General features: G+C 57.8%; 18 protein-coding genes. 14 read left to right on the forward strand and 4 right to left on the reverse strand.

Annotated features, from left to right (window positions below; genetic code table 11):
• Positions 1–16: 16 nt before the first annotated feature.
• From ispC to THISIDRAFT_RS02995, 14 genes are all read left to right on the forward strand, one after another.
• A complete protein-coding gene (ispC, locus tag THISIDRAFT_RS02930; protein WP_006787099.1) occupies positions 17–1,243 on the forward strand; it encodes a 1-deoxy-D-xylulose-5-phosphate reductoisomerase in 1,227 nt (408 codons plus the stop codon).
• Positions 1,244–1,287: 44 nt separating this feature from the next.
• Entirely contained in the window at positions 1,288–2,649 is a 1,362-nt protein-coding gene (rseP, locus tag THISIDRAFT_RS02935; RefSeq protein WP_006787100.1) for an RIP metalloprotease RseP, read from the forward strand.
• 3 nt (positions 2,650–2,652) lie between these two features.
• Positions 2,653–4,932, forward strand: coding sequence for an outer membrane protein assembly factor BamA (gene bamA, locus THISIDRAFT_RS02940; protein WP_006787101.1), 2,280 nt, complete (start codon positions 2,653–2,655; stop codon positions 4,930–4,932).
• A gap of 336 nt (positions 4,933–5,268) precedes the next feature.
• Positions 5,269–5,760, forward strand: coding sequence for an OmpH/Skp family outer membrane protein (locus THISIDRAFT_RS02945; RefSeq protein ID WP_040851979.1), 492 nt, complete (start codon positions 5,269–5,271; stop codon positions 5,758–5,760).
• A 20-nt stretch (positions 5,761–5,780) separates the two neighbouring features.
• Positions 5,781–6,779: a UDP-3-O-(3-hydroxymyristoyl)glucosamine N-acyltransferase gene (lpxD, locus tag THISIDRAFT_RS02950; RefSeq protein WP_006787103.1), complete on the forward strand. Its 999-nt coding sequence runs from the start codon at positions 5,781–5,783 to the stop codon at positions 6,777–6,779.
• Between the two features lie 84 nt (positions 6,780–6,863).
• Positions 6,864–7,313 (forward strand): 3-hydroxyacyl-ACP dehydratase FabZ, encoded by a 450-nt coding sequence (fabZ, locus tag THISIDRAFT_RS02955; protein ID WP_174269468.1) that lies wholly within the window; start codon positions 6,864–6,866, stop codon positions 7,311–7,313.
• Positions 7,310–8,101 carry an acyl-ACP--UDP-N-acetylglucosamine O-acyltransferase gene (gene lpxA, locus THISIDRAFT_RS02960; RefSeq protein ID WP_006787105.1) on the forward strand — a complete coding sequence of 264 codons (792 nt, stop codon included), beginning with the start codon at positions 7,310–7,312 and terminating at the stop codon, positions 8,099–8,101. Before fabZ ends, lpxA begins: the two co-directional genes overlap by 4 nt.
• A 4-nt stretch (positions 8,102–8,105) precedes the next feature.
• On the forward strand, positions 8,106–10,817 hold the full coding sequence (pepN, locus tag THISIDRAFT_RS02965; protein WP_006787106.1) for an aminopeptidase N: 2,712 nt from the start codon (positions 8,106–8,108) through the stop codon (positions 10,815–10,817).
• Between the two features lie 209 nt (positions 10,818–11,026).
• Complete coding sequence (locus THISIDRAFT_RS02970) at positions 11,027–13,030, forward strand: HDOD domain-containing protein (RefSeq protein WP_006787107.1); 2,004 nt, start codon at positions 11,027–11,029, stop codon at positions 13,028–13,030.
• Positions 13,031–13,310: 280 nt separating this feature from the next.
• Complete coding sequence (purD, locus tag THISIDRAFT_RS02975) at positions 13,311–14,591, forward strand: phosphoribosylamine--glycine ligase (protein ID WP_006787108.1); 1,281 nt, start codon at positions 13,311–13,313, stop codon at positions 14,589–14,591.
• A 121-nt stretch (positions 14,592–14,712) separates the two neighbouring features.
• Positions 14,713–17,178, forward strand: coding sequence for a glycogen/starch/alpha-glucan phosphorylase (locus THISIDRAFT_RS02980; RefSeq protein ID WP_139063995.1), 2,466 nt, complete (start codon positions 14,713–14,715; stop codon positions 17,176–17,178).
• Positions 17,179–17,277: 99 nt separating this feature from the next.
• Positions 17,278–18,225: a 16S rRNA (cytosine(1402)-N(4))-methyltransferase RsmH gene (gene rsmH / locus THISIDRAFT_RS02985; RefSeq protein ID WP_040851983.1), complete on the forward strand. Its 948-nt coding sequence runs from the start codon at positions 17,278–17,280 to the stop codon at positions 18,223–18,225.
• 2 nt (positions 18,226–18,227) lie between these two features.
• Positions 18,228–18,497 (forward strand): cell division protein FtsL, encoded by a 270-nt coding sequence (ftsL, locus tag THISIDRAFT_RS02990; RefSeq protein WP_006787111.1) that lies wholly within the window; start codon positions 18,228–18,230, stop codon positions 18,495–18,497.
• Entirely contained in the window at positions 18,494–20,206 is a 1,713-nt protein-coding gene (locus THISIDRAFT_RS02995) for a peptidoglycan D,D-transpeptidase FtsI family protein (RefSeq protein WP_006787112.1), read from the forward strand. The genes ftsL and THISIDRAFT_RS02995 overlap by 4 nt, the downstream gene beginning before the upstream one ends.
• 352 nt (positions 20,207–20,558) lie before the next feature.
• Here THISIDRAFT_RS02995 and THISIDRAFT_RS03000 read toward each other — a convergent pair whose 3' ends face one another.
• From THISIDRAFT_RS03000 to lolA, 4 genes are all read right to left on the reverse strand, one after another.
• On the reverse strand, positions 20,559–21,278 hold the full coding sequence (locus THISIDRAFT_RS03000; RefSeq protein ID WP_006787113.1) for a SapC family protein: 720 nt from the start codon (positions 21,276–21,278) through the stop codon (positions 20,559–20,561).
• 109 nt (positions 21,279–21,387) lie between these two features.
• On the reverse strand, positions 21,388–22,095 hold the full coding sequence (gene aat, locus THISIDRAFT_RS03005) for a leucyl/phenylalanyl-tRNA--protein transferase (protein WP_006787114.1): 708 nt from the start codon (positions 22,093–22,095) through the stop codon (positions 21,388–21,390).
• Positions 22,096–22,211: 116 nt separating this feature from the next.
• Positions 22,212–23,165: a thioredoxin-disulfide reductase gene (gene trxB, locus THISIDRAFT_RS03010; protein WP_006787115.1), complete on the reverse strand. Its 954-nt coding sequence runs from the start codon at positions 23,163–23,165 to the stop codon at positions 22,212–22,214.
• A 51-nt stretch (positions 23,166–23,216) separates the two neighbouring features.
• Positions 23,217–23,849, reverse strand: a complete 633-nt coding sequence (gene lolA, locus THISIDRAFT_RS03015; RefSeq protein ID WP_006787116.1) for an outer membrane lipoprotein periplasmic chaperone LolA — start codon at positions 23,847–23,849, stop codon at positions 23,217–23,219.
• Between the last annotated feature and the right edge of the window lie 56 nt (positions 23,850–23,905).

Here is a 23,905-nt window from a genome sequence, read left to right on the forward strand (position 1 = left end):
GGGAGCATCCCCCTACATGCCATCTGATCACCGCCTTTCCTCGGGCTCGTCTTCTGCCTCCATTGGTGTGACCGTTCTGGGGGCCACCGGCACCATCGGTGTGAATACCCTCGATGTGCTGGCACGCCATCCGGGGCGTTTTCATGTGGTTGCCCTGACCGCACAGCGCAATCATCAGCGCCTGCTGGAGCAGTGTCAGGTGCATCAGCCTGAGTATGCGGTCATGACCGATCGTGCGGCGGCTGAACAGCTGCGCACTGAGTTACGTCGCCTAGGACTGCCAACCGAGGTGCTGGTCGGTGAACAGGGCCTGTGTGAGGTGGCTGCGCTGCCACAGACACACTATGTCATGGCGGCGATTGTCGGTGCGGCCGGGCTGTTGCCCACGCTGGCGGCGGCCAGAGCCGGCAAGCGGGTGTTGCTGGCCAATAAAGAGGCGCTGGTGATGTCGGGGCAATTGTTCATGGATGAAATAGCCCGCAGCGGCGCTGAGCTGTTACCCATCGACAGCGAACACAATGCCGTTTTTCAATGTATGCCGCCGAATTTTGCCCAGGGACTGGAGAGCGTTGGGGTTGAGCGGATTTTATTGACCGCCTCCGGCGGGCCATTCCGTAATCTGCCCCTGGAACAGATGCACGAGGTCACGCCGGAGCAGGCCTGCGCGCATCCCAACTGGGTGATGGGGCGCAAGATCTCGGTGGATTCAGCCACAATGATGAACAAAGGCCTGGAAGTGATTGAGGCCTGCTGGCTTTTTGCCACGACGACCGCACATATCGAGGTGGTGTTGCATCCACAAAGCGTGATTCATTCACTGGTATCCTATACCGACGGCTCGGTGCTGGCGCAGTTAGGCAATCCCGACATGCGCACCCCCATTGCCCACGCTCTCGCCTGGCCAGAACGCTTGAGTTCCGGAGTAGCGCCACTGGATTTGATCGCCACCGGACGGCTGGATTTCCATTACCCGGATCGTGACCGCTTTCCCTGTCTGCGTCTGGCCTTTGAAGCCTTCGAGACCGGCGGTACCGCCACGGCGGTGCTCAATGCCGCCAATGAAATTGCCGTGGAGGCTTTCTTGGCGCGCAGCATCCGCTTTACTGACATTGCCCGCATCATCGAACACACCCTGGCTGAACTCACCCCCGGCCCTGCCGACACGCTGGAGCGCATCCTGCAGGCGGATCAGCAAGCCCGCGAGCAGGCCCGTCGTCTGGTGCATGACATTGGCCATCATTAAATGATGCAAGGCTGGTTGATGCCAAACCTTCCGGATACCTTAACGTGACCATTGCCATCAGTATTGCTGCCTTTTTGCTGGTTATCGGCATCCTGGTGACCGTGCATGAATTCGGTCATTATCTTGTGGCTCGCCTGGCCGGGGTCAAGGTGGTGCGTTTTTCCGTAGGCTTTGGCCGCCCCTTGCTGTGTTTTCGGGCCGGCAAGGATCGCACCGAGTATGTGCTGGGCGCGGTGCCTTTGGGCGGCTATGTACGCATGCTTGATGAACGTGAAGACGAGGTGGCTGTCCATGAACGCCACCGCGCCTTTAATCGCCAGCCGGTGGGGCGGCGCATGGCCATTGTCGCCGCTGGACCGGCCGCGAATTTTTTATTTGCCATTGTCGCCTATGCCGCGATGTTCATGGTCGGGGTGAATGGGCTAAAACCCATCGTCGGTGAGATTGCGCCGGGTTCTTTAGCCGCCCAGGCCGGTTTACAGACCGGTGAGCGCATTATCGCCGTCGAACATCGCCCGGTGCATACCTGGGAAATGACGGCCATTGCCTTATTGGAACAGGGGATGGATGGTGGTCAGGTGGCGGTGCAGGTGGTGGACGCCCAGGGCCGGGAATACACGCGCTGGCTGGATCTAAGCGATACTCGCCAGTTGCTCGACGAAGGGCCACTGCTGGACAAGCTGGGCATTGGCATCTGGCGACCAGTGCCTCCGGCGGTTTTGGGGGAGTTGTTAGACGATGGCGCGGCGCAGCGTGCCGGTCTAAAGCCCGGTGATCGTATTGTGCGCGCCAATGGACAAAGCATTGCCCATTGGCATGACTGGGTGGCGGTAGTGCAGGCGCATCCGCAGCGCTGGCTGTCGGTGGAATTCGAGCGCGAAGGCTCACGCCATTTTGTGCGCATTCTGCCCGATGCCCGCGACCAGGATGGGCAGACCGTGGGGCAGATCGGCGCGTATCCGGCCGTGGATCAAAGTGCCTATGATGAACTCTGGACCACGGTGCGTCATGGCCCCTGGACGGCATTGCTGGCCGGAATGGTCAAGACCTGGGATATGACGGTATTGAGTCTGCGCATGATGTGGCGCCTGGTGACGGGCGAGGCCTCGGTCAAAAATATCGCCGGCCCGATTGGCATTGCAGAACATGCCGGCATGTCGGCGGTCATTGGTCTGGCCGCGTTTTTAAGCTTTCTGGCCATTGTCAGCATCAGTCTGGGGATTATCAATTTGCTCCCCATTCCGGTACTCGACGGCGGACATTTGGTGAATTACTGTATTGAAATCATCAAGGGCAGTCCGGTCTCTCCGCAGGCTGAGGCCATTGCGCAGCATCTGGGTCTGGTCATGATTGCCCTGCTGATGACGCTGGCTTTTTATAACGATATTATGCGTTTCTTGGGCTAGTCTATGCGAACGGTATTGATGCTTTTGTGCCTATTGGGTGTTGCGCTGCTGCCGGTAGCGCAGGCGGCGGATTTTGTCATTGACGACATTGAGGTCGAGGGCTTGCAGCGTATTGCGCCCGGTACCGTTTTTACCTATCTGCCGGTGCGGGTGGGGGATCGCTTTGAAGCGACCCGCAGCGCCGAGATTGTGCGGGTCTTGTTTCGCACCGGCTTTTTCTCTGATGTCTCGCTACAGCGCCGCGATAATATCTTGATCGTGCGCGTGGTGGAACGCCCGGCCATCAACGAGATCCGCATCAGCGGCAATCGCGATATCAAAACCGAACAACTCACCGATGCCCTGCGCCAGGTCGGCATTGCGCGTGGCCGGGTGTTCAACCGCACGGCGCTGGAACGCATGGAAAGCGAGCTGTTGCAACAATACTTTGCCCGTGGCAAATACAATGTCAATGTTGAGGTGGCGGTTGAGGACTTGCCGCGCAATCGCGTGGATATTGTCATCGATATCAACGAAGGGCAGGTGGCGCGCATCCAGCGCGTCAACATCGTCGGCAATCAGGCCTTTAGTAACGATGCGCTGCTGCGCCGCTTCAGCTCCGGGGTGCCGCCGTGGTACGCCTTTTTCAGTCGGCGTGATCATTATTCCAAGCAAAAGCTGGCCGGGGATCTGGAAGCCTTGCGCTCGCGCTATCTCGACGAGGGTTTTGTCAATTTCACCATCGACTCCACCCAGGTGACCCTGACCCCGGATCGTCGCGATTTATATATCACCATCAACATCAATGAAGGTGAGCGGTATACCATCAGCGATGTGCGCCTGGCCGGTGAGCTGGTGGTCGAGGCCAGCGAGTTGCAGGAACTGCTAGAGGTCAGTCCCGGCGATACCTTCTCGCGGGCGCGTATCACCGCCAGCATTGAGGCGCTGACCCGCCGTCTGGGCAACGAGGGCTATGCCTTTGCCAGCGTCAACCCGATTCCCGAGGTGGATGATGAACGCCGCCGCATTGAGCTGACCTTTTTTGTCGATCCGGGGCAGCGGGTGTATGTCCGGCGTATCAACTTCAGCGGCAATCAGCGCACCCGCGATGAGGTGTTTCGCCGTGAAATGCGCCAGATGGAAGGCGGCTGGTATTCCGCCTCGGCGATTGAACGCTCCAGAGTCCGCTTACAGCGCCTAAGCTTTGTTGAGTCTGTGGATCTGCAAACCCGCCGCGTGCCGGGCCTAAGTGATCAGGTGGATTTAGACATTGCCATCACCGAACGCCTCTCGGGCAGCTTTGTTGTGGGCGCGGGATATGCACAAAGCCAGGGGGCGCTGTTTAACATGAGCCTGTCGCAGGAAAATTTCTTTGGCACCGGCAATCGCGTGTCTTTGGCCTTCAATAACAGCCGTATCAATCGCATCTACAGCCTGTCATATACCAACCCCTATTACACCCTTGATGGTGTCAGTCGCGGCTTTAATCTGTATTACCGCGAAACCGATGCCAGCCGCGCCGAGATTTCGCGCTATTCCTCCAATCGGCTGGGCGCCGATCTGAGCTACGGCATTCCTCTGACTGAATATGACAGTCTGCGCTTTACCCCCGGTTTTGAGCGCATCGAGATTCTCACCTCGGAACGCACGCCCGGCGAGATTCTGGATTTTCTTGACCAGCATGGGCGCACCTTTAATATCTATTCCCTGAATGCTGCCTTTGCCCACGACACCCGCAACCGTATCGTCTTTCCCGATTACGGAAATTTACAGCGCGTCGTGCTGGAAAGCGCCGTACCCGGCAGTGATCTGGAATATTACAAGGCCAGCTATCAGCATCAGCATTATTTTCAGCTACGCCCGGCGCTGACCTTGGGGATGACCGGTGAGGTGGGCTATGGCAAACATTATGGCGATACCAGCGAATTACCCTTTTTTGAAAAATATTTTGCCGGAGGTACCCGTTCGGTACGCGGCTACAAGGACTACAGTTTAGGCCCGCGTGACAGCAATAATGATCCCTTTGGCGGAGACTTTCGGGTGATCGGTGGCGCGGAGCTGTTTTTCCCGCCGCCGTTTATGGATGAATCCCCGAATCTGCGCATGAGCTTTTTCCTGGATGCCGGTCAGGTCTTTGCCGGTTATGATGATTTTGCCGCAGATGATATCCGTGCCTCTACCGGCGTGGGCTTATCCTGGCTTTCACCGGTGGGTGCATTGACATTCAGCATGGCGCACGCGTTAAATGACAAGCCCCAGGATCGCTTGCAGGCCTTTCAATTCACGATCGGCGCATCCTTTTAAAGACGTGGTCAAAAACTCCCCTCTTTTTTAGGGAGGGGTGGCGCGCAGCGCCGGGGTGGTTTAAAAAGCCTTAAAACCAACCCCTGGACTCCCCTCCTTTTCAAGGAGGGGTGCCCCGTCAGGGACGGGGTGGTTATGTGTTTAAAAAATAAGATCCACTCCCCGCCTGCGGCGGGACTCCCCCTTGGCAGGGGGAGAGTTTTTGTCGTGCCGTGGCGGCATCTTCCAGATGTCGCACAAACTACTCGAACGCAAGATGCGTCCGCCACATTCTTTTAACTGTTGGAGAGCAAGGCGTTGAACAGCTTACGCACGGCACTCAGTGCCGTTTTGCTGATGTTCGTATTTGGCATGATGACCACGGCACACGCCCAGTCAAAGATTGCCTTTGTCAATATTACCCAGGTGATGGAAGAATCCCCCCAGGCGGATGCGGCGTTGCGCGCCCTGGAAAGAGAATTTTCCGCCCGTGATAATGCGTTGGTGGCCGAACGCGATGCCCTGCGCCAACTGCAGGAGCGACTGGAGCGCGATGCGGATGTCATGGCAGCGGATCGGCGCGCCGAGATGGAGCGCAATTTGCGCAATCGCACCCGTGAATTCAAGCGCTCCCAGGAGATCTTTAACGAGGATCTCAACCTGCGTCGCAATGAAGAACTGGCCAAGCTGCAGCGTACCGTTAACAGCGTGATTGTAGAGATTGCGCAAAAAGAGGGCTTTGATGTGGTATTGACCGAGCGCAATGTGTTATTTGCCAGTGAACGCATCAACATCACTCTCCGGGTGCTGGAGCGCTTGCAGCAGCAAATGCCCGCACCGCGCCGCTAAACCACGGCATCACCTGGCTTATGCAGCTTGGACAGCTGGCGCAGACGCTGGATCTGCAGTTTGTGGGGGATGCCACGCTACCGATTGACAGCATTGCTGCCCTGCGCACCGCCTGCCCCGGACAGTTGAGCTTTCTGCAAAAGCGCAACCATGCCCCGGCATTGGCCCAAACGCGGGCCAGTGCGGTTATTGTGCGCCCTGCGGATGTTCCCCTGTGTCCGTGTGCGGCCTTGATCAGTGATGACCCTTATCTGGCCTTTGCCCGCGCTGCCCAGCTTTTGCACCCCCCCAAGCCCGTCTGTCCCGGCATTGATCCCAGTGCGCAGATCAGCCCGGATGCCCGCATTGATCCCAGCGCCCGTATTGAAGCCCATTGCGTCATCGGGCCGGGATGTGTGATCGGTGCGCAGGTTTTGCTCGGGCCACAGTGTCTGCTGGATGCAGGCTGCGAGGTTGGCGCGCAGTCGCGCCTGCTGGCCCGGGTCACCCTCGGCCCGGCGGTACGTCTGGGGCAGCGCTGTCTGCTTCATCCGGGGGCGGTGATCGGTGCGGATGGCTTTGGTTTTGCCCCGAGTCGCGATGGTTGGGTTAAAATCCCCCAGCTGGGTTCAGTGCTCATCGGCGATGATGTGGAGATTGGTGCCAATACCACCATTGATCGCGGTGCGCTGGAGGATACCTGCATCGAAACCGGAGTCAAAATCGATAATCTGGTGCAGGTTGCGCATAATGTGCATATCGGTGCGCATACCGCCATCGCGGGCTGCGTTGGCATTGCAGGCAGTGCGCGGATCGGCAGACATTGTGCCATTGGCGGCGGGGTGGGGATTCTTGGGCACATCACCATCACCGATCACGTTACCGTTACCGGCATGAGCTTTGTGAGCGCCTCCATTGATACCCCCGGCGTGTATTCCTCCGGTATGCCACATCAAGCGGCACGCCAGTGGAATCGCAGCGTGGCCCATCTGCGCAGGCTCGATGAGCTGGCCCAGCGGGTGCGCCAACTTGAAAAATAATTAGATAACCGAGGGTGTCTGTCGTTGTCCGCACACGGTCGGACAGTGCATCCTGTGCTTTTAGGGGAATCCATCTTGGAGCCTATGTCCATTCATGAGGTGATGCGCTATCTGCCTCACCGCTATCCTTTTTTGCTGGTTGATCGGGTCATTGATTTTAAACCGGGGGAATCTCTGGACGCGATCAAAAACGTCACCTTTAACGAGCCGTTTTTTCAAGGCCATTTCCCGATCCGCCCGGTCATGCCGGGGGTGCTGATTCTGGAAGCCCTGGCACAGGCCACGGGATTGCTGGCTTTTAAAACCCAGGAATACCGCAATGAAAGCCCTGACAAGCAGCAGCTGTATCTGTTTGTGGGCATTGACGAGGCGCGTTTCCGTCGTCCGGTCGAGCCGGGTGATCAACTGCATCTGCATGTTGAGTTTGTCCGGGCCATGCGCGGTATCTGGCGTTTCAAAGCGGTGGCCAAGGTCGGCGAAGAGATTGCCGCAACCGCCGAGCTGATGTGTGCCGGGAAGGAAATTGACGGATGATTGATCCGCGTGCCGTGGTCGATCCCAAGGCACAGCTTGATGAACAGGTCAGCATCGGGCCGTACAGCATTATCGGCCCGCAGGTGCGTATCGGCAAAGGCACGCGCATCGGCCCGCATGTGGTGATCACCGGGCAGACCACCCTGGGGCAATACAATGAGGTATTTCAGTTTGCCTCATTGGGTGAGGCCCCGCAGGATGTCTCTTATCAGGGCGAACCCACCCGCCTGCAGCTGGGTGATCATAATGTGGTGCGCGAATCGGTCACCATCAGCCGGGGTACCCAGCGCGGTGGCGGTCTGACGCGCCTGGGGGATCATAACTTCATCATGGCCTATGTGCATATTGCCCACGATTGCCTGATTGGCAATCACTGCATTTTTTCCAATGCCGCTTCGCTGGCCGGGCATGTGCATATTGAGGATCATGCGATTCTCGGCGGTTTTACCCTGGTGCATCAATATTGCCGCATCGGTGCCCATGCCTTCACCAGTATGGGGGCGGCACTCAATCGTGATCTGCCGCCCTACACCCTGGCCTCGGGAAATTATGCCCGCGCCATCGGGATCAACAAATTGGGACTGAAGCGACGCGGCTTTAGCGCCGCCAGTATTCAGGCCCTGCATCGTGCGTTTAAATATCTGGTGCGTACCCACGACCGAACGCGAGGCTTTGAGGCGGTGCAGGCACTGCAACAGCAATACCCCGAGGTCTTGCATTTTGTCACCTTCATCCGGCAAAGCCAGCGCGGCATCGTGCGCACTGGCCGACGACATAGCGAAAGCTGACCCCATGCCTGTTGCACCGGCTCAACGCATCTATCTCAGCGATTACAGCCCGCCGCCGTGGTGGGTCGATCAGATCACGCTCAATATTGCCCTGGATGCGCAGCAAACCCGCGTGCTTGCCACGCTCAGCCTGCGCCGCAATCTGGAGGTGCCTGCCGCCCCGCTGCATCTGGATGGTCAGGCCATGCGTTTGGGCCAGCTCTGGCTGGATGGACAGCCGCTGCCGCCGGCTGCCTATACGCAGACGCCGGATGCATTACTCATTCCTGCGCTGCCCGATGGCTGTACCCTGGAGATCGAGACCTTGGTGTGTCCGGCAGACAATACCGCCCTGGAGGGTCTGTATCTGTCGGGGGGTAATCTGTGTACCCAATGCGAGGCCGAGGGCTTTCGCCGCATCACCTACTTTCCCGACCGTCCGGATGTGATGGCAGTTTACACCGTGCGTCTGGAAGCCGATAAACGCCGCTATCCGGTGCTGTTATCCAACGGCAATCTGCAGGCCGCCGGTGAGCTGCCCGGTGGGCGCCACTTTGCCCTGTGGCATGATCCCTTTCCCAAGCCCTGCTATCTGTTTGCCCTGGTCGCCGGGGATCTGGTGTATCAGCAGGATCAGTTCATCACCGCCTCCGGGCGCGAGGTCACGCTGCGGGTGTATGTGCAGGCGCATAACCTGCACCAGTGTGACCATGCCATGCGTTCCTTAAAAAAGGCGATGCGCTGGGATGAGCGCCGCTTTGGCTGTGAATATGATCTGGACATCTACATGGTCGTTGCCGTCGATGATTTCAATATGGGCGCCATGGAAAACAAGGGGCTGAACATTTTTAATGCGCGTTATGTGCTGGCCCATCCCCAGACCGCCACCGATGAAGATTTCCTCAACGTCGAAAGCGTCATCGCCCATGAATACCTGCACAACTGGTCGGGCAATCGCATCACCTGCCGCGACTGGTTTCAGCTCTCGCTCAAGGAAGGTCTGACGGTGTTCCGTGATCAGGAATTCAGCACCGAGCAAACCCTGGGCGCGGTCAAGCGCATCGACGATGTCCAGCATCTGCGGGATGCGCAATTTGCCGAGGATGCCGGCCCCATGGCGCATCCGGTACGCCCGGACAGCTATATCGAGATCAATAACTTCTACACCCTGACCGTCTATGAAAAAGGCGCCGAGCTGGTGCGCATGTTGCAAACTCTGCTTGGCCCGGCGGTGTTTGATGCCGCACTCAGACGTTATTTTCACGACTGCGACGGCCAAGCCGTCACGGTGGAGGATTTTATCCAGGCCCTGGAGACCGAGAGTCAACGCGATTTAAGCCCGTTCATGCCCTGGTATACCCAGGCGGGCACGCCGCGTCTGGAGATTCACGGAGTCTATGAGGCCGACCGCCGCCGCTATTGCCTGCACATCACCCAGCATCCCGCTGACAATCCCAGCCTGCAGGATATGCCCGCCCAGCCGCTGCTGATTCCGCTACGTTTGGCGCTATTTGATCTCCAGGGCCAGGCGTTGCCCTTACGCCTGCACAATGAGCCCCCCCACAGCGGCTACGCCACCGAGCGCGTGCTGGAGGTCCATGCAAAACAGCAGCAGTTCTGCTTTGAAGATATTCCAACGCCGCCGGTTCCTTCGCTGTTACGGGGGTTTTCCGCCCCGGTACATCTGGCATTTGCCTACAGCGATGCGCAACTCGCCTTCCTGCTGACCCATGACAGCGACCCCTTCAACCGCTGGGAGGCCGCCCAGCGCTATGCCTTGCGGCTGCTGCAGGCACAGCTGGCAGACCCGGCGCAAGACATCACGGCAGAACGCTCCGCCTGGACTAAAGCCATTGCCAGCTTATTGACACCCCATCAGCTCACGGATGCCGCCTGGCTGGCCAAGACCTTGACGCTGCCCAGTGAGGTGTATCTGATCGAACAGTGGCGACATCTTTCCGCTGTCGCCGTAAACCGGCCGCCGTTAGCAGCGGCTGCCACCGATGTCGAGGCCATTCACCGCGTCCGCGAACAGCTACGCCAGCATCTGGGCCGGGCCCTGGAAAGCCACTGGCTGAGCCTGTACCAGGCGACACAGCGGGCCAATTCCACCGCACTGGACCCGCAGCACATGGGCCAGCGGCGCCTACGCAACCTGTGTCTGAGCTATCTGTGTACCCTGCCCAAAGCCACCTGGCGCGAACTGGCATATACCCACTATCAGCACGCCGCCAACATGACCGAAGGTCTGGGTGCCTTGCAGGCGGTGCGTGACATCGACTGCCCGCAGCGCAGCGCCATGCTCGCCGATTTTGCCACGCGCTGGGCAGATGACCCGCTGGTCATGGATAAATGGTTCGCGATGCAGGCGGCCTCCAGCCTGCCGCAGACCCTGCACACCGTGCAGACACTGCTGCACCATCCCGCATTTACCCTGAAAAACCCCAATCGGGTACGCGCCCTGATCGGCACCTTTGCCAATGCCAACCCGCTGCATTTTCATGCCCAGGATGGCAGTGGCTATGCTTTTGTCGCTGAACAGATCATCGCACTTGACCCGCGCAACCCGCAGATTGCCGCCCGCCTGACCCGTCCCCTCACCCGCTGGCAGTGCTTCGACACACAGCGCGCCCACTTCATGCAAGCCGCGCTGCAACGCATCCTGGCACAGCCCAAACTGTCCAATGATGTCTATGAAGTCGCCAGACTCGGCCTGCAAAGCCCCAGCGCTGTCTGAATCGCTAAAAACACCCGCTGCTGTGCCCAGTGAGATAAGCACAGTAGGGGTGAGGGCATTTTCAACAAATCACGGCATGTAATGTGCATAATGCTCAAGGTAAGTCTCCTGCCATTATTGTGCAAGGGAAGGGCCTGCTTTGATGGCATATACAGCGCGCCCTGTTTTTATCACTATAAAACCTCTTTGTCCGTTTCTTGGCGCATACCATGTCAACAAAACTCGCTGATAAGCTGTACCCGGTCAGCGAGCTTGAGCCAGCGTACCGTGAGCAACTGGTACAAAAGGGATCAACGCTCGTTTTAAGGCCAGGGGAAAAATACAATGGCGCCCAGGCCCATCGCTGGCTGCTGTATCTGCTGTCTGGCAAACTGACACTGTTTGGCGCAGACACGCCCACCATCATTGAGGCCGCCACGGAGCGCGCCCACTCGCCGGTATTTGGGGAAAACAGCCTCAAAGAACACATCGTCGCCATCTATGCCTGCCGTTTTCTGCGTCTGGATCGTAACTTTTACGAAACCCTGCGCCAGGAACAAAGCCAGGCGGGCTATGAGGTGCGTGAGCTGCTGCTGGATGAAAACGAAGGCATTGTGTTTGATCAGGTCTATCAGGCCTATCTGGACAAAAAGATCAAACTGCCCAGCCTGCCAGAGATAGCTGTCAAAATCCGCCTGCTGACCAATGACCCCACCATCAACTCAGCACGCCTGGCGCGCCTGATTCAGACAGACCCCGGAACCGCCGGGATTTTGCTCCATGCCGCCAACAGCGCCATGTATACCGGCTTATATCCAGTCACGCATATTCGCGATGCGATTGTGCGTCTGGGGCTGGAAAAAACCCGCACATTGATCTTTACCACTGCGATGCGCCATGTCTTCAAAGGCAAATCCGAGCTGTTTAAACACTATCTGCACCAGCTCTGGGACCGCAGCGTCCACATTTCTGCCTTAAGCTATGTGATTGCCCGCCACTGCCACGGTTTTGATCCGGAACGGGCCATGCTGGCCGGCCTGATCAGCGATGTCGGCCAGCTCCCCATCCTCAACTACCTGGATGAGGCACAGCTTGAACCCTCCGAAGAGGAATTGCTGAAAATTCTCGCCAAGCTGCAAGCACCCATCGGCGAGATTGTTATTCGCTACTGGGGGCTGGAGCACAGCATTGCCACGGTGGTGCGTGAATCCAGTGACTGGCGACGCCAGACCGACAATGACAAAGCCGATTATTGCGATATTGTGCTGGTGGCTAAACTCTACCCCTATGCCCCGCCACTAGCGGGCACGGACGAGACCCCTCGCTATGATCAAGTGCCCGCCTTTAACCGCTTACCCTTGGGCATCCCGAATGAAACCCTGAAACTCAAGCTCCTGGAAGAGGCTCGCGAGGAACTCGACGGGGTGATGCGCATGCTCAAAACCGGCCATTCGCAGACAAACACACCGGCCAAACCCGCGCCGCCGCTGCAAATACCCAGCGCACAGCCAGCCCCCGCCAGCGACAGCACGCTGGTGGCCTCACGCACACTGCCCCCGGCGAACCTGCCTGCCGCGACGCACGCGGCGCAGGCAGGTGCCAACGAGGCCCCGCCGCTGCGTGCCAAATCCTTGCGACACACCGAAATCCCCCTACAGATCGCCCCCCCATCCGTGCGCCCGGATACCCAGGATGCAGACGCGCATCCGGCCCGGCAAACGCTGGTATTGCACCCCTCCTGGCTTGGCGGCTGGGGATTTTTCCTCACCGGCCTGGGCGGACTATGGCTCACTATCAGCGGCCTGCTCGCGCAGGCTCCCTTAACGGCCTGGCTTGCAAATGCCGCCCTCCCCGCATTTTTAAGCATCATCCCGCTGCTACTTGGCGTTGCCATACTGCTCGCCTCTGCGGGCCTGCTCAGCGTGCTGCGTTATCGCCAACGCTACCACATCACCCCGTACGGCATCGAGGTACGCAACGGCCTGCTGCGTGTGCAGCGTCTCCACATCCCCGCCAAACACATTCGCGGCATCAGCATCCAGCAATCCACCGTACAACGCTGGCTAGGTCTGGGCAACCTGGAATTTGACAACGGCAACCACGCCAGCAGCATCCGCTTCTGCGACATCCCAAACCCCGCCCAAGCCCGCCGCCGCATCCATCAATGCCTGCGCCAACATTCCCAAACACAAGCCCCAGCCCCAACGGAAACACGATTTTCCGCCGATCACTAACTTGGTCCGGCAAGCAAATCCTCAAAAGGTCGTGATGAGCGCACATCTGGCACATGGCAAAACGGCCTGCACGCAGTCTTTACTATTATTTTCAGGCGCAGATGCCCAGCCGATGGCAAATAGCGATTCGTTTCTTGCGCAATGTGGCTGGAAAACTGTTTTGCCGGGCGGGCTAGTGTTATGATTTTGCATTAAGGCGGTTTTGAAGCTCGCTGAATTGTTTCGGGCTTTTGGACGGTCAACGATTGATGCGCAAGCCATTCATGAGGATAGTGCAGCAGTGAAGGTGTTAATTATCGGAGGCGGAGGGCGTGAGCACGCTCTGGCCTTTAAAGTGGCCGCCAGCAGCCGCGTCGAGCAGGTGTTTGTGGCGCCGGGCAATGCGGGTACGGCGCGTGAACCTAAATGCGAGAATGTGGCGATTGCCGCAGATAATGTTGCAGCGCTGTGTGCCTTTGCCCAGGCGCAGGCGGTGGCGCTGACCATTGTCGGCCCGGAGGTGCCGTTGGTGGCGGGCGTGGTGGATGCCTTTGAGGCGCTGGGGCTGAGGATTTTTGGCCCCACGGCACAGGCGGCACGTCTGGAAGGTTCTAAGCAATTTTGCAAGGATTTTCTGAGCCGTCACGCCATCCCCACGGCGGCTTATCAGGGGTTTACGGATTTAAATGCCGCGCTGGATTATATCCGCACCCAGGGGGCGCCGATTGTGGTCAAGGCCGATGGTCTGGCGGCGGGCAAGGGGGTGATTCTGGCGATGACGGTTGAGGAGGCCGAGGATGCGGTGCGCGATATGCTCGCCGGGAATCAGTTTGGTGCGGCCGGGCATCGGGTGGTGATTGAGGAGTTTTTGCACGGCGAAGAGGCCAGCTTTATCTGCATGGTCGATGGCGTGCATGTGCTGCCCCTGGCCAGTTCACAGGATCATAAGGCGCGTGATGAGGGGGATATCGGCCCCAATACCGGTGGTATGGGGGCTTATTCACCCGCGCCGGTGGTGACCCCTGAGATCCATCAACGCATTTTAGATGAGGTGATTTTGCCTACGGTGCGTGGTATGGCGGCGGAAGGGCATCCCTATAGCGGTTTTTTATATGCCGGACTGATGATTGATGCCCACGGTACGCCGAAGGTGCTTGAGTTTAACTGTCGCATGGGGGATCCTGAAACCCAGCCGATTTTGATGCGTCTGCGTTCTGATTTGGTGGAACTGGTGGAGGCGGCGCTGGATAAACAGCTGGATCAGGTGGAGGCGCATTGGGACCCGCGTGCGGCTTTGGGTGTGGTGTTGGCGGCCAAAGGCTATCCCGATACCTATCGCAAGGGGGATATGATTTATGGCCTGGCAGCCCCGATGGGTGAGGATGCCAAAGTGTTTCATGCTGGCACACAAATCCAGCAAGGTCAGGTGGTGACCGCAGGGGGGCGGGTATTATGTGTGGTGGCGTTAGGCGAGACTGTCAAACAGGCCCATGCTAACGCCTATTTTTTGGCGGACCAGATACATTGGGAGGGGCTGTTCTACCGCAAAGACATTGGACACCGTGCGATGGCGCGTGAATAAACTGGCGCTTTTTTTGCATGAGTTTGCATAGAACAGCTTGATCTCCTGTAATCGTCAGGATGCTTGAAGCGGTGGCTCTACATCGCTTGGGCACCTGACCAGAACCTGTATGGTGGTCCCCATGGACATCAACCGTGAATTGGCACATCGCCCTATGGCAAGTGATAAAGAATCCTTCAAGAAGTCTATTCGCGAGGCCCTGATTCATATCATTGGCAAAGACCCGCTTAATGCCACGCAGCGTGACTGGCTGCTGGCCGTTTCCTATGCAGTGCGTGAGCGCCTGATTGAACGACGGATGTATACCAAGCGCCTGTTTAATCAGGAGCACGTCAAGCGGGTTTATTACCTGTCGATGGAATATCTGATCGGACGGATTCTGATCAACAGTCTGCTGAATATGGGCTGTTATGAGGCCTGCGTTGAGGCGCTGGCGGATTTTGGCATTCAGCTTGATGAGATTTCCGAGCTGGAATCAGACGCGGCTCTGGGCAATGGCGGCCTGGGACGGCTGGCGGCCTGTATTCTGGATTCGATGGCCACCCAGTGTATGCCCGGCTATGGCTATGGCATTCGCTATGAATATGGCATGTTCCGTCAGGGGATTGTCAATGGCGAGCAGATCGAACACCCGGATAACTGGCTGCGCTATGGCAATCCATGGGAATTCCCGCGCCCGGAAAAAATCTTTCCGGTGCATTTTTACGGTCATGTGGTGACCCATCGGGAAAAAGGCCAGACTCGTTATTATTGGGAAGGGGCGGAGGAGGTCATTGCTATGGCCAATGACTATCCCACCCCTGGGTATAGCTCGAAAAACGCCAATAATCTGCGTCTGTGGTCTGCCAAGGCCACGCGGGATTTTAATCTGGAGTATTTCAACGAAGGCGATTACATCCGTGCGGTCAAGGAAAAGGCCGAATCCGAGACCATCTCGATGGTGCTCTATCCCAATGATGCGACGGCTTCCGGGCGTGAGCTGCGGCTTAAGCAGGAATATTTCTTTGTTTCCGCCTCCATTCAGGACATCATCGACCGGCACGAGCATCTGGGCTATCCGATCACGGAATTGCCTGAAAAAATTGCGATTCATCTCAATGATACGCATCCGGCCATCGCCGTTGCCGAGTTGATGCGCCTGTTGCTGGATGCCTATCGTCTGGATTGGGATACGGCCTGGAAGGTCACTCAAGGGGTGTTTGCCTACACCAATCACACGCTCATGCCCGAGGCGCTGGAAACCTGGCCGGTTTCCTTGCTGGAGCGGGTTTTGCCGCGCCACATGCAGATCATCTATGAAATCAATTTTCAGTTTTTGCTGCATGTCCGCCGGACCTTCCCCGGTGATAATGACCTCGTGCGGCGCCTGTCCCTGATTGATGAAGACGGCGGGCGGCGGGTGCGGATGGCGCATCTGGCGGTGGTGGGCAGCCATAAGATCAATGGCGTGGCGGCCTTACACACGCAGTTGCTCAAAGAAACCCTGTTTGCGGATTTTTACCGTCTGTGGCCGGAGCGCTTTGTCAATATCACCAATGGCATCACCCCCCGGCTGTGGCTCAATCAAGCCAACCCTAAACTGGCAAAGTTGATCTCCACGCACATTGGCCAGGACTGGTGCATTGATCTTGGGCAGCTCAGGCGCTTGGAGCCTCTGGCGCAGGATCGTGAGTTTCTGGCACGTTTTCGTGAAGTTAAACGCCAAAACAAGGTTCGCCTGGCCCGCTTGATTCACAAAACCACGGGCATTCAGGTGGATACCAACGCCTTGTTTGATGTGCAGATCAAGCGTATGCATGAATACAAGCGGCAGTTATTGAGTCTGTTGCATGTGGTACATCTGTACAACCGCATCCGCTTTGCCCCTGAAGAGCCGCATGTGTCGCGGGTGGCGATTTTTGCCGGCAAGGCTGCACCCTCGTATGTGCGCGCCAAGCAGATCATTCGCCTGATCAATGATGTGGCCGAGTTCATTAATCACGATCCTGCCGTGGCTGGGCGGCTGAAGGTGGTGTTCATTCCCAATTATGATGTCAGCACCGCCTCGGTGATCATTCCAGGGGCTGATCTGTCTGAGCAGATTTCCACGGCAGGCACCGAGGCCTCCGGCACCGGCAATATGAAGCTGGCGCTGAATGGGGCGCTGACCATCGGTACGCTGGATGGCGCCAATATCGAGATCCGCGAGGCCGTCGGTGAAGACAATATGTTCATTTTTGGACTGCGCACCGATGAGGTCAGTCAATTGCGGGCAGCGGGATACACCCCGCGTGAGGTGTATGAGCACAACGCCCACCTGCGGTTGTGCATTGATATGATCCGCGATGGCTTTTTCTCGCCGTCTGAGCCACAGCGCTATCGTGACCTGAGCCATCATCTGCTGAGCGTGGATCACTACATGATTCTGGCGGATTTTGCCTCCTATGTTGCGGTGCAAGAACAGGTCGATGCACTGTATCGTGATCAGGAAGCCTGGTCACGCAAAGCCTTGTTCAATACCGCCCGCATGGGGTATTTCTCCATCGACCGCACCGTCAGGCAATATGCTGAACACATCTGGGACGTGGTGCCGGAGTGCTGGATTTAGGGACACGCTAAACGGGTGACGGCAGCATTAGCCGTCGCCTGTTGGATGACCCGGTATCGGGAAGATGCCACCACGCCACCTTTGCAGATTAGCCTATCCATGCCCACGTCCCCTGTTCATATCCCGGTTTTATGCAACGAAGTCTTGAGCGCGCTGTTGCCCGATACCCCACCCGGCGCGGGCGTTTATGTGGATGCCACTTTTGGGCGCGGCGGTCATAGCCAGGCCCTGCTGGCACGCCTGCCACCCGATAGCCGTCTGCTGGCAATCGATCAAGACCCTGAGGCCGCCAAAGCCGCGCAGTCGCTGTGCGCCCAAGATCCCCGCTTACAGTTTGTCGCCGGTTCATTTAGAGATTTGCATAGCATCTGTGCCGACCTGGGCCTGCTCGGTCAGGTACGCGGTCTGCTGCTGGATCTGGGCGTATCTTCGCCGCAGCTCGACGATCCGGCACGCGGCTTTAGCTTCATGCACGATGGCCCACTGGATATGCGCATGAACCCAACCGCCGGACAATCCGTCGCGCAATGGCTTGCACAGGTGGAGGAAAGCACCTTAAGCAAGGTGCTATTTGAGTTTGGCGAGGAGCGTCAGGCGCGCCGGATTGCGCGGCGCATTGTGCAACAGCGCACCGAGACACCGCTGCTGCGTACCCGGCAACTGGCGGAACTGATTGCCGAGTGTGTGCCGGTGCATCCGCGTGAGCGCCACAAACACCCGGCCACCCGCAGCTTTCAGGCCCTGCGCATTTATATCAATGATGAACTGGGCGCCCTGGCGCAATGCTTGGCAGGCGTTCCGGCGCTGCTGGCGCCCGGTGGGCGTCTGGCGGTCATCAGCTTCCATTCACTCGAAGACCGTCTGGTGAAGCGGTTCATTCGTCAGCAAGAACACGGCCAGCCTATCCCGCGTCATTTACCCATCACGGGCACCCCCAATGCGCCGATTTTGCGTCACCTCGGCAAAGCCATCTTTCCCAGCGAGGCGGAGGTGAGTACCAATCCCCGCGCCCGCAGCGCGGTCTTGCGCATTGCCGAGCGGGCCTGATCATGCTGTTGCGTATCCTGCTGCTTTCATGCCTGCTGCTGGCTTTGACCATCAGCGCATTAGGCGTGGTTTATAGTAAACATGAGAGTCGGCGCCTGTTTATCGCCTTGCAAAGCGAGATCGCCGCCCGCGATGAACTCAACGTCGAATGGGGGCGTCTGCAACTGGAACAAAGCACCTGGCAGGCCCATGCACGCCTTGAAGACGAGGCCCGCGAACGTCTGCGCATGGTGATGCCAGGGGTTCAATCGACGGTAATCATAAGACCATGAGAAAAAAAGAATACAACAGCACACGCCGCCGCCAGTTTGTGCTGATCTGCTTTGCGGTGTGCGCTGTAGTGCTGGTGGTGCGCGCCGTTGACCTGCAAATCCTGCAACAGGATTTTCTGCGCACCGAAGGCGATGCCCGCCATCTGCGTGTGGTGTCCCTGCCAGCGCATCGCGGCATGATCATGGATCGCAACGGCGAACCCGTGGCCATGAGCACGCCGGTAGACTCCGTGTGGGCGAATCCTCGCGAAACCATCCACGTTGAACGCCAGCGGCTGGCCGCCCTGGCCAGACTGCTGGGGATTGGGGAAGAGGATTTATATCAGCGCATCGCCCAGCGCGCCGAACGTGAATTTGTCTACCTGCGCCGTCACATCAATCCCGATGTCGCCCAACAGGTGCGCGCCCTGGGGATTCCGGGGGTTGCACTGCAACGCGAATATCGCCGCTATTATCCGATGGGAGAAACCAGCGCGCATATCCTGGGCTTTACCAATATTGATGATCGCGGTCAGGAAGGCGTTGAACTGGCCTATGAGGATTGGCTGGCCGGTCGACCGGGTGCCAAGCGCGTCTTGCGTGACCGCCTGGGGCGTACCATTCGTGATGTGGAAAATATCCGCCCGGCCCAACCCGGACGCGATTTAATGCTCACCATTGACCAGCGTCTGCAATATGTGGCCTATCGCGAACTCAAGGCCGCCGTACAGGCGCGCAATGCCCTGGCGGGGACGGCGGTGATTCTTGATGCACGCAATGGCGATGTGCTGGCCATGGTCAATCAGCCCTCCTATAATCCGAATAACCGCAGCTCCCTGCGCGGCGATGCCTCACGCAACCGGGCTGTGACTGACCTGTTTGAGCCCGGCTCCACGATCAAACCCTTCACCGTTGCCGCCGCGCTCGACAGCGGCGCCATTAGCCCCGATATACGCATCGAAACCTCGCCCGGCCAGATCCGCGTCGGGCGCCACACCATCCGCGATGTGCGCAACTATGGCAACGTTGACCTGACCACCATGATGGTCAAATCCTCCAACGTGGCGATGGTCAAAATCTCCAATCAAATGGAGCCTAGCGCCTTATGGACGATCTACCATCGCGCCGGTTTTGGCCGCCTGACTGGTTCTGGCTTTCCCGGCGAAGCCACCGGCGTGCTGCGTGATTTTATCCTCTGGCGTCAGGCCGAACGCGCCACCCTAAGCTTTGGCTATGGCTTATCCGTTACCGCCCTGCAACTGGCCCAGTCCTACCTGGCTATAGCCGGTGATGGGCTGGTTTACACCCCGCGCCTGATTCAAAGCAATGACCCGCGCTATGCCGAACAGGTCATGCAACCAGCCACTGCCCGGGCGCTTCGCCTGATGCTCGAAGGCGCGACCCGCGATGGCACCGGCACCCGGGCGCGGGTCGAAGGGTACCGCGTTGCCGGCAAAACCGGCACGGTGCGCAAATCTGCCGCCGGAGGCTATGCCCAGGATCGTTACCTGGCCTTGTTTGCCGGCTTTGCTCCGGTGTCTGATCCACGCCTGGTTATGATCATCATGATCGACGAACCGCGCACCGGGGAATATTACGGCGGTCAGGTCGCCGCCCCGGTCTTCTCGCGGGTTATGCATGACGCCCTGCGCCTGCTCAACATCGTCCCCGACGACCTGCCCGGCCTGGAAGCTGCCCAATCCAGAACCCGCCCACGCGGCGGCGCATAACCGCAATTGACATCCTCCCCGCCCTACCTGCCTGCCGCGACGCACGCGGCGCAGGCAGGCAGGTAGGGCGGGGATTCCCAGCATTGCTGCTGAGCGCTTTCTGCTTCGCCGAGACCTGCCAAATGCCTCAAAGAGACACCGGACTTACAGTTTCTCCACAGACTAACCCCGCCAGCCCGGCGGTTAAAATATAGATAGCATCCATGTATAAAGAGAGCAAGCTACCAAAGAGGAGGCGTCGGGAACAGGAGGCTTGCTTCGCAAGCCGCGCTATCCCTCCTTGGCCTTGCGGCCGGGGTTTCCCGCGCAAACTGATAAATGGCGGCATCTATAAAGATACCGCCATCACCACTCACGCCTCGCTGCCTGGCGAATATTGACACTTTTCTGCCAGCGTGTTGATGTGATGCGTAGACAATAATTGCAGATGGATCAGCCCCAAAGCCCCAGCCCGATGCAAGGCGATAATGGATTTATCATCCAGCACTTTCAGGATCTGCTCGCTGAAGGAATACAGCCCCTCTATTTTGATCAACCGCCCATTTTCCGGAACTGCCACATGCCACGGCTGAATCAAACGATTTTTTGCCAACATGGCCAATAAATTGCGCGTCAGCAGCATGTTTTTTTGCAAATCAGTCAAAAAATTGACCATCTTCTTGAATTCAGCGCTATGTTCGCCGTGTTCATCAAAAAAACGCTGCTTCCCCTCCGGGTGAACCAGGCCGGAATCTACGTCGATGGACACAAAAAACTGCGTATCCCCTTCCCGCGAAACCTCAAAAACGCGAAACGGATGCCCTTGCAACAGGGACGGAAGATAACCCCCTGACCATGTACCGGCTTCATCAATATGCACATTGCGCTGAGTTTCAAAGCTCATCAGCGCCACACATTGCCAATGCTGCTCGGCATCCTGCATCAACGCCACCGGATGACTTAAAACCGCCTTGGGCAGCTCGGTTCCCGCAATCGGGATAAACCCCTGATCTGCAGCAAAACTCAAATCAGCAGGCACATCCCAGCCTTGATCCTGGTATTTTTCATTGGTAAACGCTTCATATCTAGGCACAGCAATTCTCCTGGGTTCAAGTAAAATGACTCGCATAGATTAAGCACAAACCGCGCCATCCTCACTGTTGCCGTGGGATTGTACAGTCAGGAAATGCGCTGTCCTATTTTCAGGGCTGAAGTTCTACCTGCCAGGGACTGGGGTGGGGTGGTTGTTTACACAGTTCATCGAGGTGGCGGCTGAAGCGGGAGCGTGCCATGGGTTGGGCGCCCATGCGCAGCATGTGGGGTGAAGGGGTCTGGCTGTCAATCAGCGGATAGCCCCAATGGTGCAGATGACGGCATAGCGTGATCAAGGCGATTTTGGAGGCGTCGGGGACCTGGGTGAACATGGATTCTCCGTAAAACATGCGCCCTAAAGCTGCGCCATATAAGCCGCCAACCAAAGTTTGCGCTTGCCAGACTTCGACGGAATGGGCATAGCCATGCTGGTGCATCTGGATGAATGCCTGCTGCATGCCATAGGTAATCCAGGTGCCATGCGCCCCGCGTCGTGGGCCGGCACAGCGTTTAACCACTTCGGCAAAGGCCTGATCGAAGGTGACGTGGTAAGGTCGTTGGCGCAGCGTTTTTGCCAGACTTTTGCTGATGCGCACTTGATCGGTGTACAGGATCGTGCGTGGGTCAGGACTCCACCACAGAATCGGTTGACCGGCTTCGTACCAAGGAAAGATGCCCTGGCGATAGGCACGCAGCAGGCGCGGTAAACTGAGGTCTCCACCTGCTGCCAGCAGGCCATTGGGTTCGTGCAGGGCATGTTCCAGCGGCGGGAAGGGTTCGTCCATCTGGCCGGGGTGTAGCCAGGTCAGCGGATACATGATTCAGGATTCCTTTGCATAAAAACACGCAAACAGGCGTGCTGGGCGGACCCTAGCACCGCGCCAGCGCAGCGGTGATAGGGCCCCTTTCCTCCTGTCCGTGCGTGCTCGACAGCTTATGGCTGTTCTTCAAGGAAGCGCTCGGCATCCAGCGCCGCCATGCAGCCACTACCGGCTGAGGTAATCGCCTGGCGGTAGATGTGATCCATGACATCGCCTGCGGCAAAGACGCCGGGGATGCTGGTGGCGGTAGCATTGCCATTACTGCCGCCATGCACGGTGATATAGCCATTTTCCATGGCCAGCTGCCCTGCAAACAGGGTGGTATTGGGTTGATGGCCAATGGCGATGAACACGCCTTGCAGCAAAAGATCCTGACTTTGCTGGGTGTTGACATCGGTGATGCGAATGCCGGTGACCCCGGTGGCATCGCCCAAGACCTCGCTAAGGGTGTGATTCCAGCAGAGCGTGATCTTGCCTTCTTCGGCTTTGGCAAATAGCTGATCCTGGAGGATTTTTTCGCAGCGCAGGCTATCGCGCCGATGCACCAGGGTCACTTGGGCGGCGATGTTGGAGAGATATAAGGCCTCTTCAACGGCGGTATTGCCCCCGCCGATCACCGCGACTTTTTGATTGCGATAGAAAAATCCATCACAGGTTGCACAGGCCGACACACCTTTGCCACGAAACGCCTGCTCGGAGGGCAAGCCGAGGTATTTGGCGGAGGCGCCGGTGGCGATAATCAGGGCATCGCATTGATATACCCCGGCATCCCCTTCAAGGGTGAAGGGACGGCTATCCAGTTTCGCGGTGTGGATATGATCAAAGATGATTTCCGTATGGAAGCGCTCGGCATGTTGTTTCATCCGCTCCATCAGCTCCGGGCCTTGCACGCCGTGCACATCACCGGGCCAATTGTCCACCTCCGTGGTGGTGGTCAGCTGGCCGCCTTGTTCCAGCCCGGTAATCAGGACAGGGTTGAGGTTGGCGCGGGCGGCATAAACTGCCGCCGTATATCCCGCCGGGCCGGAACCCAGAATCAGCAGGCGGCAGTGTTTGGTTGACTTCACAGGGTCATCTCCCTCAAAAATAAAATAATGATATTGGCTTGAGCGACTATTTTAACGCGAGTGGCCGATAATATCGGTGGTGGCGGGTGCATTGAAATGAAAGGCATCGTGCGCAAAGTCGGGGTTGGCAACGAACTGGTCAAAGCGGATACGGGTTTGCTGTTCAAAATGGTCAAACAGCACCATGGCCCGCACATAGCGCTCGTCCATACCGATCAGGACGCGGCTGAAATCGCTGTCCTGGCTGCGGGGGCTGAGTTCAATCCAGCTCAAGCCCTCATGTTCGCCAAACGGCTGTACGTAAAAATCCCGCTCAATCGGGCGAGATTCCGACAGCAGCAAAATCGGGGCGCTGTCCCAGAGTTGCTCCATCGGCTGTACGGTGGCCTGTGCCAGATCTGCGTCATAGGTCCAGAGGTGTTCACCATCGGAGAGAATCAGTTGACGGTAGGGGGTGTGATAATCCCAGCGAAACCGCCCCGGACGCTGTACCTTGACCTGTCCATGCGCCACTTGCAGGACTTCATTGTCATCATTGACCACGTTTTGGGTAAATTGGGCCTCAAAGGCGGCGACCTCATGGAGAAACTGCTCTAGCCTTTGTTGAATGTCATCAGCCAGCAATAGCCCCGGCAGGCCCCAAAAAAACCATATACCCACACAGTATTGACTTAGTTTGCGCATTATCTGGGATGACCTCGGATATCAATCAGTGGCGGATGGGCCGTTTATTATATGGT

It is taken from the genome of Thiorhodospira sibirica ATCC 700588, from assembly GCF_000227725.2.
GTDB lineage: Bacteria > Pseudomonadota > Gammaproteobacteria > Ectothiorhodospirales > Ectothiorhodospiraceae > Thiorhodospira > Thiorhodospira sibirica.

Excerpts from the sequence above, each read along its gene's own strand:
- ispC (WP_006787099.1), top strand. The coding sequence starts at position 17 with ATGCCATCTGATCACCGCCTTTCCTCGGGCTCGTCTTCTGCCTCCATT.
- bamA (WP_006787101.1), top strand. The coding sequence starts at position 2,653 with ATGCGAACGGTATTGATGCTTTTGTGCCTATTGGGTGTTGCGCTGCTG.
- THISIDRAFT_RS02945 (WP_040851979.1), top strand. The coding sequence starts at position 5,269 with ATGTTCGTATTTGGCATGATGACCACGGCACACGCCCAGTCAAAGATT.
- lpxD (WP_006787103.1), top strand. The coding sequence starts at position 5,781 with ATGCAGCTTGGACAGCTGGCGCAGACGCTGGATCTGCAGTTTGTGGGG.
- fabZ (WP_174269468.1), top strand. The coding sequence starts at position 6,864 with ATGTCCATTCATGAGGTGATGCGCTATCTGCCTCACCGCTATCCTTTT.
- lpxA (WP_006787105.1), top strand. The coding sequence starts at position 7,310 with ATGATTGATCCGCGTGCCGTGGTCGATCCCAAGGCACAGCTTGATGAA.
- pepN (WP_006787106.1), top strand. The coding sequence starts at position 8,106 with ATGCCTGTTGCACCGGCTCAACGCATCTATCTCAGCGATTACAGCCCG.
- THISIDRAFT_RS02970 (WP_006787107.1), top strand. The coding sequence starts at position 11,027 with ATGTCAACAAAACTCGCTGATAAGCTGTACCCGGTCAGCGAGCTTGAG.
- THISIDRAFT_RS02980 (WP_139063995.1), top strand. The coding sequence starts at position 14,713 with ATGGACATCAACCGTGAATTGGCACATCGCCCTATGGCAAGTGATAAA.
- rsmH (WP_040851983.1), top strand. The coding sequence starts at position 17,278 with ATGCCCACGTCCCCTGTTCATATCCCGGTTTTATGCAACGAAGTCTTG.
- ftsL (WP_006787111.1), top strand. The coding sequence starts at position 18,228 with ATGCTGTTGCGTATCCTGCTGCTTTCATGCCTGCTGCTGGCTTTGACC.
- THISIDRAFT_RS02995 (WP_006787112.1), top strand. The coding sequence starts at position 18,494 with ATGAGAAAAAAAGAATACAACAGCACACGCCGCCGCCAGTTTGTGCTG.
- aat (WP_006787114.1), bottom strand. The coding sequence starts at position 22,095 with ATGTATCCGCTGACCTGGCTACACCCCGGCCAGATGGACGAACCCTTC.
- lolA (WP_006787116.1), bottom strand. The coding sequence starts at position 23,849 with ATGCGCAAACTAAGTCAATACTGTGTGGGTATATGGTTTTTTTGGGGC.